This is a genomic window from Nocardia sp. A7 (assembly GCF_046549215.1).
GTDB lineage: Bacteria > Actinomycetota > Actinomycetes > Mycobacteriales > Mycobacteriaceae > Nocardia.
The window spans coordinates 387,661-401,682 of record NZ_JAJPWE010000003.1; the positions used below are offsets into that span (position 1 = coordinate 387,661).

General features: G+C 68.1%; 6 protein-coding genes. 4 read left to right on the forward strand and 2 right to left on the reverse strand.

Annotated features, from left to right (window positions below):
• Window positions 1-4 precede the first annotated feature (4 nt).
• Genes ACLJPD_RS19790 through ACLJPD_RS19805 form a run of 4 tightly spaced genes read left to right on the forward strand, consistent with a single transcriptional unit; the run spans window position 5 to window position 4,072 of the window.
• Window positions 5-397 carry a hypothetical protein gene (locus tag ACLJPD_RS19790; protein ID WP_410873963.1) on the forward strand — a complete coding sequence of 131 codons (393 nt, stop codon included), beginning with the start codon at window positions 5-7 and terminating at the stop codon, window positions 395-397.
• Between the two features lie 32 nt (window positions 398-429).
• The gene (locus tag ACLJPD_RS19795) at window positions 430-1,791 is read left to right on the forward strand and encodes a PPE domain-containing protein (RefSeq protein ID WP_410873965.1); all 1,362 of its coding nucleotides are present in this window, start codon (window positions 430-432) and stop codon (window positions 1,789-1,791) included.
• Complete coding sequence (locus tag ACLJPD_RS19800) at window positions 1,788-2,570, forward strand: ESX secretion-associated protein EspG (RefSeq protein WP_410873966.1); 783 nt, start codon at window positions 1,788-1,790, stop codon at window positions 2,568-2,570. The genes ACLJPD_RS19795 and ACLJPD_RS19800 overlap by 4 nt, the downstream gene beginning before the upstream one ends.
• A gap of 44 nt (window positions 2,571-2,614) precedes the next feature.
• Complete coding sequence (locus ACLJPD_RS19805) at window positions 2,615-4,072, forward strand: ATP-binding protein (RefSeq protein ID WP_410873967.1); 1,458 nt, start codon at window positions 2,615-2,617, stop codon at window positions 4,070-4,072.
• Between the two features lie 96 nt (window positions 4,073-4,168).
• Here ACLJPD_RS19805 and ACLJPD_RS19810 read toward each other — a convergent pair whose 3' ends face one another.
• Both ACLJPD_RS19810 and ACLJPD_RS19815 read right to left on the reverse strand, forming a co-directional pair.
• Window positions 4,169-8,728: an amino acid adenylation domain-containing protein gene (locus ACLJPD_RS19810; protein ID WP_410873969.1), complete on the reverse strand. Its 4,560-nt coding sequence runs from the start codon at window positions 8,726-8,728 to the stop codon at window positions 4,169-4,171.
• Between the two features lie 55 nt (window positions 8,729-8,783).
• The gene (locus tag ACLJPD_RS19815; protein WP_410873971.1) at window positions 8,784-14,012 is read right to left on the reverse strand and encodes an amino acid adenylation domain-containing protein; all 5,229 of its coding nucleotides are present in this window, start codon (window positions 14,010-14,012) and stop codon (window positions 8,784-8,786) included.
• Between the last annotated feature and the right edge of the window lie 10 nt (window positions 14,013-14,022).

The following is a 14,022-nucleotide window of genomic DNA, read 5'->3' on the forward strand; positions in this document are numbered from 1 at the left end:
GAACATGACTCAGGATCACGCCACCTATTGGCGAGACATGAAGGCACAGGCGATCAGCGGCGAGTTCAAGATCGATGAAGACCTCGGCCAAGCGATCGCGGACGTCGTCAGCAAGTACATCTCGGACCTGGAGATCCAAAAGGATGACGCGGGGAACCTCAACCGCATGTCCGGCTGGGGCAGCCTCCCCTCAGCCGACACAATCCGCGCCAAGTACGAAGCCAAAGCAGTGGCCGGGGGTGGCGGCGATCCCGACGACTCCGCGGTGAAACGCCTGGACCAGCACATCGCCATCGCCCGCGACCAGCGCGACACCTTCCTCGCTGCCATCGGCAAACTACAAGCTGTCGACCAGCAGACTGCGGGCGCTCTCGGCGCGACGGGGGCGAGCATCTGATGGGGTTCTGGGATCCTCTCGAAACGATAGGCATGACCGTTTTCCACGTGGGAACGCTCGGCGGCTTCAAGATCTTGGACAACCACGACCAGTCCAGTAACGCTGACGACGACCGCAGCCAGCTCGACAATGACGGCAAGCAGGCGTGGGAGGGCGATCGCAGCATCATCGGCGACGAGATGTCGAGGTTGCTGGCCGGCACAGCGGTGACCATGGAGGGACAGAAAGTCTCTCCCGAGGCATTCAGCACGTGGTCGCATCAGCAGATCTGGGATGCGTTGCGCGGCAAGGACGGTCAGTCCGGTGTCGATGCCGGCCAGATCAATGCCAGCGCGGACGCGTGGCGGCGCCTGACTACGGGAACCGAGACCGCGGTCAACAACTATCGGACGAGCTTCGAGCGCGTGCTGTCCGAGAAATGGTCGGGCGCATCCGGAAACTCGGCGATCGACGGGGTGAAGAGTTATACCGCCGAAGCCGCGAAGCTGCCCACCACGTTCCAGATGGTCGCCAACGGCATCGACTACATGGAAGGTGTTCTCGGACAGGCGAAGATCGCCATTCCGAAGCCGGAGGAAGTCTCCGACTTCGACGAGTTCATCGGTAGCATTCCGGGCAATGGCGTGGTCAAAGCAGCAAAGCATCGCGCCAACGAGGCCGAAGAGGACGCCAGGCTCTTCATGATCGGCACCTACCAGCCCGGCTCGATCACCGTCGACAAACAGACTCCGATCCTGCCCCTCCCCCACAACAACATCGGCGACCCGGGTGGCGTCCCCGATACCGGAGGCAACGGCAACAACGGGGGCTCCAACGGCAACAACAACGGCAATAACGGCGGGACCCCGTCAACAGATCTCGCTGGCACACAACAGGATCCGACAACAGCTGAGCCACAGACGACCGACCCCGGCGACGACCAGAGCGACGACGGCACCGGCGACGATTCCACCGACCCCAGCGCCACCGACCCCAGCGCCACTGACCCAGCGGCCACCACGCCTGCCGCGACCACACCTGCCGGAACCGGCACCCCGACCCCGACCACACCCGGCGGCGGTTCACCCGGATCACCCGGATCAGGTTCGCCGGGCTCTGGCTCACCCGGATCAGGTACGCCGAGCGCGGCCACACCAGGTGCCGCCGTGCCGGGCACTCCAGGCGGTGCGGGCGCGGCCGCAGGGGCGGCAGGTAACCGCGCGGGAGCTGGCAGCGCCGCTGGTGGTAGGGGCATGAGTGGTATGCCCGGCATGATGGGCGGCGGCCGTGGCGGCGGCAAAGGCGAAGACGAGGACGAGCACGCCATTCCGGACTACCTCATCCAGGATCGCGAAGACGAACTCATCGGTCTGCTTCCGCCGGCTCTTCCGACGGGTGGGGTGATCGGCGGGTGAGCTGGACCCAGGCGCCCGCCGTCGCGGATCGACACACGAGCTGGCAGCTCGACCCACACGCGTTCGCGGTCGGGTTCGAAGCCCATGGTCGTGACCGCCTGCCGTACCCGCTGACCTTCCGACCCGAGTTCGCCGAAACCCACGAGATCCACCAGGAGCGGCGCGAGGCGGCCTTCGCCAGACTGCGACAGGCCTACGACGACGGTCTGCACAAGGTATTTCGTGCTCTGCTCGAGCCAGAGGTCCGCGTCGAGATCGAGGGTTTGCACGGACCTGGCCAGTCCGAGGCCGTCCGCGTATATGCCGGAATCATCGAGGACCACGCGGCCTTGGCGTTCCAAGCATCAGGACTCACTCGCGAGCAAGGCGGAGATATCGCCTTGAGCATTGTGCCGCTGGCCGACTTGTCCGCCACCATCGTCGCGAAACTGCCTCGCGCACAAGGTGGTTCGACACCACGCTTCGAAGGCAGACGCAGCGACCTCGACGCACCCACCTACGCCCGCCACCCCACCCGCCTGTCCCCCGTCGAACAGACGCAACGATTCTTCCGCCGCCCCCGAACCGGCACCGGCGAGATCACCGTCTACCCCGGCTTCCAGGTGGACTCGCGCCCCACCACCGACGGCAAAGCCTTTCTCTGGCTGGACTATCCGAACGACGGCCGCTACCTCATCCAGCACCACGACACCGACAACTTCACCGTCATCCCCGGCCCACCCACCGAACTCCAACACCGCCTGGCCAACCACATCGCGATATTCACCGAACGTCGATAGTTGCACGTCAGCGCCGACAACACCCATATATGGAGGTATCATCGATGTTACTATCATCAATGATACTAAGAGGTGCGATGGACTTCGTCGGGCGATGGCGCGAACTGCACTCTCTGGACGGCGCCCTGTCCGGCGTCCGTTCCGCGATCGGAACCTCGAAACCGGGGTGTTGCCTGATCCTTCGCGGCCGCCGCCGCATCGGTAAGTCTGCCTTGATCGAGGAGTTCACTCAGCGCAGTGGTGTGCCAAATGTGTTCTACACCAGTGAGATCGGACTCGGAACCGACCCGCTGAAAGAGTTCTCGGACACGGTCGCACATTCCTCACTGCCCGCTGCCGAGATCTTCGACGAGGCCTTGCCGGCCAACTGGACCGCGGCCCTGCGACAGCTCGCCGGCATTCTGCCCGACGACGAGCCGAGCATCGTCGTTCTCGACGAGTTGCCGTATCTGATGGATGAGTCCGGCGCGTTCGAGAGTGTCTTGCAGCGCGCATGGGACCGCGAACTGTGCCGCAAACCGGTTCTGTTGATCCTGATCGGTTCCGATCTCGCCATGATGGCCGCGCTCACGTCGTATGGCCGCCCGTTTCATCAGCGCGGCACCGAGATGCGCTTGGGTCCGCTCAACCCTGCCGATGTCGCGGCGATGACCGGCTCCGATGCCGCCGCAGCCTTCGATGCCACCCTGATCACGGGCGGTTTGCCCATCATCTGCGCACGATGGCGCGCAGGCGAGGACGTGTGGGAGTTCTTGATGAGAGAACTCGCCGACCCGGTCAGCCCGCTGATCGTCTCCGCGCAGTTGTCCCTGGCGGCCGAATTTCCCGATCAGACGTTGGCACGGCAGGTCTTGTCTGCGATAGGCAGCGGCGAACGAACCTTCACCAATATCGCCCGTGCCGCCGGCGGTCTTGCCGGCACGAGTCTCACCCGCGCACTGAATCTCTTGGTAGACAAGGGAATCGTGGCCGCGGAGCTACCGATCAGCCTGACCCCGTCGAAGGAACGCCGTTACCGGATCACCGACTCCTACCTACGGTTCTGGCTCGCCTTTCTCGGTCCCTACCTCCCAGAACTGGATCGCCTGCGCGGCGACCTGACCGTGGATCGGATCCGCCGCGGCTGGACAAGTTGGCGCGGCCGTGCGGTGGAACCTCTGATCCGCGACTCCCTCGCCCGACTCCTCCCAGCCAAAGGTATCCCCGCTGTCGCCGCGCTCGGCGGGTATTGGACTCGTACCAACGACGTAGAGATCGACATCGTTGGCGCCGACCGGGAACCCGTCGCCAAGGAGTTGGCCTTTCTCGGTTCCATCAAATGGCTCGAGAACTCCCCCTTCGACATCCATGACCTCACCGCACTGCAGAACCACCGCCTCCGGCTGACTGATGGACCTGTCCCCTTGATCGCCGTCAGCCGCTCCGGCGTCTCCACCGACCACCTCGCCGCCACCTTCAGCCCCACCGACCTGATTGCGGCGTGGCGACCGCCGTCTATCTGAGCTGCGCCGATGCCGCATCCACACATGGGTGCAGCCGGCGCGTCGTTGCTGGGTCAATCGCAGGCGGGGATCGGCTCGGTCCCCTCGATGGTCCGCCTACCCGTCCACTACGTCGGCGAGAGTGATGACCGCCTGCTCCCAGAGTTCGGCGAAGCGCGCGGCCTTGGCTTCGGTGAACAGGGACGCGCTCCAGCGGAAGTTGGTGGTCAGGGCTGGGCCATCGGGGGTGGTGCCGATGCCTGCGATGACGTCTATCGCATAGCGCAGGGGAAGGTCGGGTTCGGGGTCGAGGGGTAGGGCTTGGTCGTGTTCGCCGACCAGGAGGGACCAGGGGTCGGACTCGTTGCCGCTGAGGTCGATTCGGCCGAGATAGTTGAATTCGACCTGGGGTTCGGCGGCGGTGCGAAGTTCCGCGGCGCGGTTAACGTAGCGGAGGAGGCCGTAGTCCAGGCCCTGGTTGGGGATTTCGCGCAGGTGGGACGAGACCGAGTCGAGCAGAGTGCGAGCAGCAGCTGGGTTCGCTTGTGCACGTGCGACATCCACCGCATCGTCACCGACGCCGAGGCGGACGGGGAAGACGCTGGTGAACCAGCCGAGGGTGTTGGCGGTGTCGGTGCCGAGGGTGTCGTCGGCGCGACCGTGCCCTTCCATCGCGATCAATGCGCCTGCGGCGGGGTTGTTTCCGTTGTCGGCGTGCAGTGAGGCCATGGTCATGGTGAGGGCGGTGAGGAGGAACTCGCGGACACCCTCGTCCTTGCCGACGCGGGCGAGGAGGCGTTCGGTGACCGCGACCGGGGTCGCTACCGTGCTGACGCGCAGGCTGGACCAGGTGTCGGTGGCCGGTGCGGGGTGGCGGGTGCCGAGCGCGGCATCGGGCTCGCGGACCTGGGTGGCCCAGTAGTCACGCTGGGCGAGAACTTCCGGTTCGGAAGCGCGCTCCCACAGGGACTCGGACCACTGCCGGTAGGAGGTGAACTCGGGCAACATCTTCGGTGCTACGCCTGCTTGGACCTGCTGCCAGGCGGCGGCCAGGGCGTCGAGCATGATGTGCCAGGACACGACATCGACAGCGAGGTGGTGCACGGCGAGCAACAGGATGTCGCCGGCAACCGATTCGGAATCAGCGGCCGAGAACCACACCGCGCGCACCATGTCGCCCGTGCGCGGATCGATCGCGTCGTTGGCGATCCGCGCAAATTCGGTGATGGCCGTGCTCAGTTCGGCGCCGGCTAGTCCGCTGGGCGCCTCGATGACGAGGTCGGCGGCGTTCACCACGCCAGGCGCCCGGGTGACCATGCACGGCCCGTCGGTGGTGTCGGTGAGGACCGCGCGCAGGGTGTCGTGCGCGTCGAGCAAGGCTTGGAGGGTGGCTTCCAGTGCCGCGCGGTCGATCCCGGCCGGCAGGCGCAGCAGTGCGGTTTGGGTGAAGCGGCGGTAGTTGCCGTATTCGTACATCCAGGAGACGACCGGTAGCGGCGGGACCACACCGTAGGCGTCGGCGCCGGATTGCGCCGCAGCGGCCGGTGCGTCGTCGACTGCGGCCGCCAGTTCGCGAATTGTCGGGCAGGCCAGCACCATTCGCGGGTTGAGGGCCAGGCCGCGGCGACGGGCCTTGTTGACCAGGGAAATCGCCACGATGGAGTCGACGCCCAGTTCGTAGAAGTCGGCGTCGATGCCGGGGGCACGGCCGTCGAAGATTTCGGCGAAGAGCTCGCTCAGCGCGATCTCGGTGGGGGTCTCGGCGGCGGCGTTGCTGTCGGCAGCCGAAAGCGACTGCTCGGCGAGCTCGTTCAGCGCATGACTGTCCAGTTTGCCGTTGACGTTCACCGGCAGCTGATCCATGACGACGATGCGCGCGGGAATCATGTACGCGGGCAAGCGCTGTGCGAGATCGGCGCGCACCCGGCTGACGATCACCGCACGACCGGCTTTGCCGACTACGAAGCCGACCAGCGACGCGCCACCGGCTCGGCGCACCACGGTCACTGCGGCGGTGTCGATGTCGGCGGAGCGGCGCAGCGCGGTCTCGATCTCGCCGACCTCGATGCGATAGCCACGCACCTTCACCTGGGCATCGGCGCGGCCGAGGTAGCCGAAGCGACCGCCGGGGAGCCTGCGTACGAGGTCGCCGGTGCGGTACATGCGCTCGCCGGGGCGGGTGGGGTCGGCGACGAAACGGTCCGCGGTGATGGCGGGCTTGCCGAGGTAGCCGCGGGCCAGCTGCACACCGGACAGGTACAGCTCGCCGACGATGCCCAGCGGAACCGGGCGCAGCTGGGAGTCGAGGACGTAGCCGACCATGCCGCCGTTGGCGGTGCCGATCGTGGGAATTTCCGAGGTGGCGACGGGCGCGACCACGGCTTCGACGGTGGTTTCGGTGGGGCCGTAGCAGTTGTACACAGCCGTGCCGGGGAGCGCACGCAGTCGCGCCCACAGGGCGGTGTCGATGGCCTCGCCGCCGAGGGCGAGCACCGACAGCGCGCGATCGAGCAGGCCCGCCGCCGCCAGCTGGGCGAGCATCGACGGGGTCGTGTCGATCATGTCGATGTCGAATTCGGCCATCCCCGAGACGATTCGGTGCGCGTCACGCATTTCGTCGGCGTCGAACAGGTGCAGGGCCTGGCCGGCGAAGAAGCCGACCATGGGCTGCCAGGAGGCGTCGAAGCCGAGCGACCAGGCGTGGGCGATCCGCAGGGGTCGGCCGAGCTTGGCCATCGCCGGGCGGTAGAAACGCTCCAGGTGATCGGCGAAATACCCGCTCAGCGCGGCATTGGTGCCGACAACGCCCTTGGGTTCGCCGGTCGAGCCGGAGGTGAAGATGATGTAGGCGCTGTGATCGAGTTCGCGACGCACGACGGGGGCTTGTGCGGGCCGGGCCGCGATCCGCGCTACGACCGCGGGCTCATCGAGCGCCAACACCGGCACCGACCCTTGATCGCCCTCGGAGACGAATCCGTCGAGCAGCGTCCGATCCTTGTCCAGGACGACGGCGAGGGTCGGGTTCGACTGGTGCAGAATCGATTCGATCCTAGCGGCAGGGAGCGTGATGTCGACCGGGACGTAGGCGGCGCCCGCGGCGAACGTCGCCAAGATGGCGATAATCGAACGAGGACTACGCGGGAGCATCAGGGCGACAATGGTTTCCGGCCCGACGCCGTGGGTGACGAACTCGTCCGCCATTCGGCAGGCCTCGGCGTGCAGCGCGCGGTAGGTGAAAACCTCGCCGGCGGTGGTGGTGAGGGCGATCGCGTCCGGGGTCGCGGCGGTCTGCTGCGCGAACAGCTCCCAGGGAGTGGCAGTCGGAGCCGGGGTGATATCCGTTGCGGCGCCCAGGAGTTCGGCGTGCTCGGCGGGAGTGAGCAGGTCGATCGCCTCGGGGGTCGCGGTGGCGTCGAGGGTCGGCAGGGTGCGCAGGATGGTGAGCATGCGGGCGCCGAGGTCGGCGGGGTCGAGGTGGCCGAGGAGGGCGGGGATCGCTTCGACCAGGACGAGTAGTTCGCCCTCGCTCAGGTGCGAGACGACCGTGAGCGGGTAGTGGGCGAGGCTTTCCATCTCGATCGGGCGGAACCGAGCACCGTCGGGGGCGGTGACCGTCTGGATGGCGTCGTCGATGGGGGCGTTCTCGAAGACGAACAGGGTGTCGAACAGGGCGCCGTGGCCCGCCGCGCGCTGCAGGGTCGACAGACTGAGATAACCGATGTCGCGCATGGTGGCCGAATCACGTTGCAGGCGGGCGCATTGCGCGACGACCGGCTCGGCGGGATCGAGGCGATGCACCACCGGGACAGTGTTGATGAACAGGCCGACCATGCCTTCGACGCCGGTCAGCTTTTCCGGGCGACCGGAGATGGTGGTGCCGTAGACGACGTCGCGACGATCGGTGATGCGGCTCAGCAGCAGCGTCCAGGCGAACTGAACGGCCGTATTGAGCGTCATGCCGTTGGCGCGCGCCCACTGTTGAAGCTGCTCGGTCTCCGTCGCGGACAATCGGAGTCGCGTGGTCTGGGGCACACCGGTGCCACCGGTGCCGTCGGCCAGCACCAGCGGCGCGCTGACCTGCCGCAGATACTCGGCCCACCGGCGGGCAGCGGCGTCGTGGTCCTGGGCGCCGAGCCAGCCGATGTAGTCCCGGTAGGGACGCGGCGCGGGCAACCCGTCGAGGGTGCCGCCCGCCCGGTAGACGGCGAGCAGCTCGGTGAAGAACACCGCGACCGCCCAGCCGTCCATGAGGATGTGGTGCGCGGTCAGGATCATCCGCCTGCGCGGCTCCGGCGCGTCGGTGACGTCGAGCAGCAGCACGCGCAGCGCGGGACCACGGCTCAACACGAACGGCACGCGGCGCTCGGATTCGGCGATCGAGTCGAATTCCGTTGACTGCGCGTCACGTTCGGTCCACGGCAGCTCCGCGCGCGACGGAATGATCTGCACCGGTGTCGGCACATCGGTATCCCAGAACGCGGCACGCAGGTTCGGGTGACGATCCAGCATGGCCTGGGCACTGCGGCGCAGCAGGTCGGTGTCGAGCGGGCCGTCGATATCGACCACGAATTGCATCGTGTACAGGTCGATCTCGGTGCCCGTGAGCCGGGAGAGCGAGAACAGCCCCTCCTGCAGCGGGCTCAGCGCGAGTACGTCTTCGATCTGCGGCGCACTCATGCTGCGTCCTCTCCTAGCTGCTCGGTATTGCTGTGACGGAGCCGCCCCGAGCCGCTCATCCCTGAGCCGACCAGGCTGCCGTCAGCGCGGACAACGCGTCGGCCTCCAGGCCGGATGCGCTCATCGGCGCGTGCGAAACCTGTTCGGGCTCTTCGGTCTTCGCCACACCGGCGGCCGCGTCGACGGCGGCGGCCAGTTCGGTGATCGTGGCGCACTCGAACACCAGCTGCGGGGTCAGCGCCAGTCCGAGTTCCGCGGCACGGGCCGACCACTGGATGGAGATGACGCTGTCGCCGCCGATGGCGAAGAAGTTGTCCTCGCCGGTGACGTCGTCGGTCTCCAGCAGTTCCTCGATCAGGGTGATGAGGGTGCGCTCGGTGTCGGAGTCGGTCGCCGCGACGGCGGCGACGGCGCTCGCGGCGACGGGGGCGGGGGCGGGCGCGGCGAGTAGGCGCTCGAGGTCCGCGGCGGGCAGCACGCGCAGGTCGGCGACGGACAGGTCGGGAGTCTCGGCGTAGGCCCGCAGCGTGGCGGCGAGCGCGTCGGCGATCAGCGTGGCCGTGGCGGGGTCGTACAGATCGGCGTTGACGACGACGCGCACGTCCATGCCGCCGTCGGCGGTCACGTTCAGGCTCAGATTCAGGTCGAGGAAGGAGACGTCGAAGTCGGCGGGCAGCACGGTGACGGTGCTCTCGCCCGAGGTCGCGAACGGGAGCGTGGTGGGTGCCCAGTCGGCGCCACGGAAGTGGATCATGCTTTGGAACAACGGGTTTCGAGAGCGTGAGCGACGCGGGTTGAGCGCTTCGACCAGGCGCTCGATCGGGAGCTCCTGGTGGGCGTTGGCGTCGAGCACCACATCGCGCGCCCGAATCACGGTGTCGCGCAGAGTCGGTGCGTTCGACAGGTCGTTGCGCAGCACGACCATATTGGCGAACAGCCCGATCAGGGTGGTCGTCGCCGGATCGGTGCGCGCCGCGACGGGAGTGCCGAGGGTGATGTCGGTGCCACCGCCGAGCGTGTGGAGCAAGGTGGCGACCGCGGCCTGGCACACCATGAATTCGGTGGCGCCACTGCGGATCGCGAGCGATTCGAGCCCAGAGCGAACGGCGCCGGGCAACGAGAAGTTCACCACTTCCCCGCGTTTGCCGAGCACCGGCGGACGCTGCCGATCGTGGGCGACCGCGATCTCCTCGGGGACCTCCGCGAGCGCGGCCCGCCAGTAGTCGATCTGGTCGGTAGCGAACGCGCTCGGCGCGGCCGGATCGAACAGTTCACGCTGCCACAGCGCGTAATCGGCGAACTGGACCGGCAGCGGCGCCCAACTCGGGGCGGCGCCAACCTCGCTGCGAGCCCAGTACGCGGTGGTGAGGTCGTCGAGCAGCACGCCGAAGGACGCGTGGTCGGCGACGATGTGGTGCACCAGCAGCGAGAGCACATGGGTGTCGGCGGCGAGCACGAGCAGTTCGGCGCGGATCAGCGGCTCACCGTCGAGAGTGAAGTGGTAGTCGGCGATCTCGGCGAGTGCGGCGGTGAGATCGTCGGACGCGACCTCGCGCACCGGCAGCGGGACCGGAGCGGCGGGGTGCACCACCTGGTAGGGCACGCCATCGTGTTCGGGGAAGGTGGTGCGCAGCGACTCGTGCCGGGCGACCACGTCATCGAGCGCGGCACGCAGGGCCCCTATGTCGAGGACGCCGTCGAAGCGCAGGGCCAACGGCAGGTTGCCGACCGAACCGGCACCCTCCATCCGGTACTGGAACCACATCGCCAGCTGTGAATACGACAGCGGAACACGCTCGCCACGCGGGCGCCCGCCGATCGCGGGGCGACTGGAACGCCCCGGTCCTGCGGCTACCGGGGCCGAAGTGTCCGCAGTCTCGGTTCCCTCGGTCTCAGTGGGTGCGGTCGCGGTGTTCGTGGTCGGGCTCTCGGGGGCGGCGGGGGCGTCATCGAAATCGTTGTCGACCGCGTCGAGGTCGATATCGAACTCCGCGAGGAAGCGGGCGACCAGATTGGCGGCCAGTGCGGCGGGGGTCGGGCTGTCGAAGACGACGCGGACGTCGAGTTCGATGCCGAATTCGGCGCGGACCTGGGCCACCAGGCGGGCCGCGAGCAGGGAGTGGCCGCCGAGTTCGAAGAAGGAGTCCTCCGCGCTAACCTCGTCGCGGTCGAACAGCGCGCCGAACAGGGCGCAGACCTTGCGTTCGGTGGCGGTGGCCGGGGCGCGGTGGGTGCGCACGACGGCGGGGGTCGCGGCGGGCAGGGCGCGCTTGTCGAGCTTGCCGTTGACGGTCAGCGGGATTTCTGGGATCACCGCGAAAGCGCTGGGCACCATGAATTCCGGCAGGGCAGACGCGGCGAATGCGTGGACCTGTTCGAGGTCGACGGTCTCCTCGGCGGGCACCACGTACGCGGCGAGCATCGCGCCGATCGCGGGGTCCTCGGTCACCACGACGACGCAGTGGGCGACGGCGGGATGCGCGGCGATCGCGGCTTCGACCTCGCCGAGTTCGATGCGGAAACCACGCACCTTCACCTGCTCGTCGGCCCGACCGACGAACTCCAGCTCACCGAAACTGTTGCGGCGCACCAGGTCTCCGGAGCGGTACATACGCGCACCGGCGGCGGCGCTGCCGGTGGGCGCGGCCACCGCGCCTTGCACAGCTCCGGCAGCCGAGCCTTCGACGGTTGTGTCGGCGGACCCGAGCGCCACCGTGGCCGCGAAGGGGTCGGCGACGAATCGCTCGGCGCTGAGCCCGGCGCGATCGAGATAGCCGCGGGCGAGCTGGTCGCCACCCAGGTAGAGCTCGCCGACGACACCGTCGGGCACCAACTGCAGGGCTTCGTCCAGGACATAGGTGTAGACGTTGCGGTTGGGGAGGCCGATCGGCACCACGCCGGTACCCTGCGGACCCGCGACCGGCATGTGAGTGGAGCACACCACGGCTTCGGTCGGTCCGTAGTGGTTGCGCAGTTCGGCGTCGAGGGTGTTGGCGAAGCGGTCGGCGACCTCGCCGGGCAAAGCCTCACCGCCGACGGGGATCTGGCGCAGCGACTGCCATTCGCTGATCTCGGGCAGCAGCAGGAACGTGCTCAGCATCGACGGGACCATGTGCAGCACGGTCACCTGGCGACGGCTGATGAGGTCGGCGACGTAGCGGATGTCGCGGAAAGCGTTGGGCTTGGGCACGATCAGTTGGGCGCCGACGGTCAGTGTGATCGCGATGTCGACCAGGGACGCGTCGAAGCTCACCGACGACGACTGCATCAGCCGGTCGGCGGAGGTCATGTTCCAGTCGGCGGTGAAGCAGACGATGTGCTCGGCGATCGCGTTGTGCGGCACCGGAACACCCTTGGGCTTGCCGGTGGAGCCGGAGGTGTAGATGACGTAGGCGAGGTTCGACGGACGCAGCGGACGCAGCCGTTCGGCGTCGGTGGGTGCCGTCGCGGGCAGCTCGTTCGCCAGCTCCTCGGCGGCGGCCAATTCGACTGCGCCCAGCAACAATCGGGGCTCGGCGTCCTCGACCAGGAACTCGATGCGGTCGTCCGGGTAGGCCGGGTCGATCGGCAGGTACGCGCCACCGGCCTTCAGCACCGCGAGCACGGCGACGATGAACTCGACCGAGGTGCCGAGGCGCAGGCCGACGATGTCTTCGGGGCCGATGCCCTGCCCGATCAGCCAGTGCGCCAACCGATTCGCGCGAGCGTGCAGCTGTGCGTAGGTCAGATCTATGTCGTCGGAAGCGAGCGCGATCGCGTCCGGAGTGGCGGTGGCTGCCGATTCCAGCAGGGCGACAAGGGTTGTCGCGGGCTCGTCGACGAGCAGGCCGTGCGAACGGTCGAGCAGCGCGGCACGGTCGGCGCCGCCGAGCATGTCGAGGTCGGCGAGCCTGCGTCGCGGGTCACGCAACGCGCTGTCGAGGAGTCGGCCGAAGTGCTCGAGCAGCTGGTCGATGAGGGCGTCGGCGAGCACGTCGGTCTGGTATTCGGCTTCCACGATCGCGGTGCCGTCGGCCTCGAGCACCACGGCGAAGGCCAGCGGCACCTGCGCGCTCGCCGCGCCGAGTTCGAGCTGGGTCGACGTGACGCCGTCGATGGCGAAACCGTCGGCGCTCTTGCGCACGCTGAAACCGAGGCGGACGAGTTGATCCATGCCGTCGCGGCCTGCGACGCGGTCCGGATTCGCTTCGCGGACAACACGATCGATACCGACACCACGGCGGGCGAAGGCATCGGCGCAGGTGTCACGGACACCGGCGACCAGGGTGGCGAAATCGTCGCGGCCACCGATGCCCGCGCGCAGCAACAGCGTATTGCCGAAGTAACCGATGAGCTGTTCGGTGCCGACGGGGCGGTCCGTCACCGGGATGGAGACCAGGAAGTCGTCGGCGGCGGTGTAGCGGTGCACGAGGGCGTCGAAGCCTGCCAGCAGCACCATGAACGGGGTCGCGGCCTGCTCGCGCGCGAACTGCTCGGTGCGGGTGACGAGGTCGGCCGGGAGGCGGTGGGTGCGGCGCCGGGCGTGCCTGCCCGGGCGTGCCGAGGCGGAGCCGGGGAGCTCGAGCGGTTCGGGCAGCGGGCGCAGGGCTTCACGCCAGTAGGCGACGTCGGCGTCGGCGGGCTCGGCGGTGGGGGCGATCGCGGCGAACTGCACCGTGTCCGAGGCGGGAGTGCGGGTGCCGAGCCGGTAGGCGGCGTTGAGTTCGGCGAAGAAGATGGCCCAGGAGTCGTCGTCCCAGCAGATGTGGTGGATGGTGAACAGCACGACGTGCTCGTCGGCACCCGTGCGGATCAGTGTGGCGCGCAGCGGGAGTTCGGTGCCGAGGGCGAAGGGGCGGGCGAAGTCGCGCTGGGCCAGCACCTCCACACGCAGGTCACGGTCGGACTCGTCGCGCTCGGTCACGTCGTGGGTCGCCCACTCGGCCCGTGCGTCGGCGGCGAACACCTGGAACGGCGTGCCCTCGGCATCCGCACCGTAGGTGGTGCGCAGGATGTCGTGGCGGGCGACCACCGAGTCGAACGCGGCGTGCAGGCGGTCGGGATCGAGCGGGCCGGTGAGGCGGTAGGCGACACAGATATTGAGGGCGGTGTCGTCGGTGTCGCGGGTCTGCAGGAACCACATGCGGCGCTGGCCGGGGGTGAGCGGGCGCCGCTCCCCCGCCGGAATTCGCGGTACAGCGGCGGGTTCGGCGCTCACGACGGACATGCCGCGTTCGCGCAGCTTCTGCTGGAGCAGCAGTTTGCGGCGTTCCGCGACGGACAGGGTGGCTTCGGTGTCAGACATGTTCTTCGGC

Coding starts and splice junctions, on each gene's coding strand:
- ACLJPD_RS19790 (WP_410873963.1), top strand. CDS start 5: ATGACTCAGGATCACGCCACCTATTGGCGAGACATGAAGGCACAGGCG.
- ACLJPD_RS19795 (WP_410873965.1), top strand. CDS start 430: ATGACCGTTTTCCACGTGGGAACGCTCGGCGGCTTCAAGATCTTGGAC.
- ACLJPD_RS19805 (WP_410873967.1), top strand. CDS start 2,615: ATGTTACTATCATCAATGATACTAAGAGGTGCGATGGACTTCGTCGGG.
- ACLJPD_RS19810 (WP_410873969.1), bottom strand. CDS start 8,728: ATGAGTGCGCCGCAGATCGAAGACGTACTCGCGCTGAGCCCGCTGCAG.
- ACLJPD_RS19815 (WP_410873971.1), bottom strand. CDS start 14,012: ATGTCTGACACCGAAGCCACCCTGTCCGTCGCGGAACGCCGCAAACTG.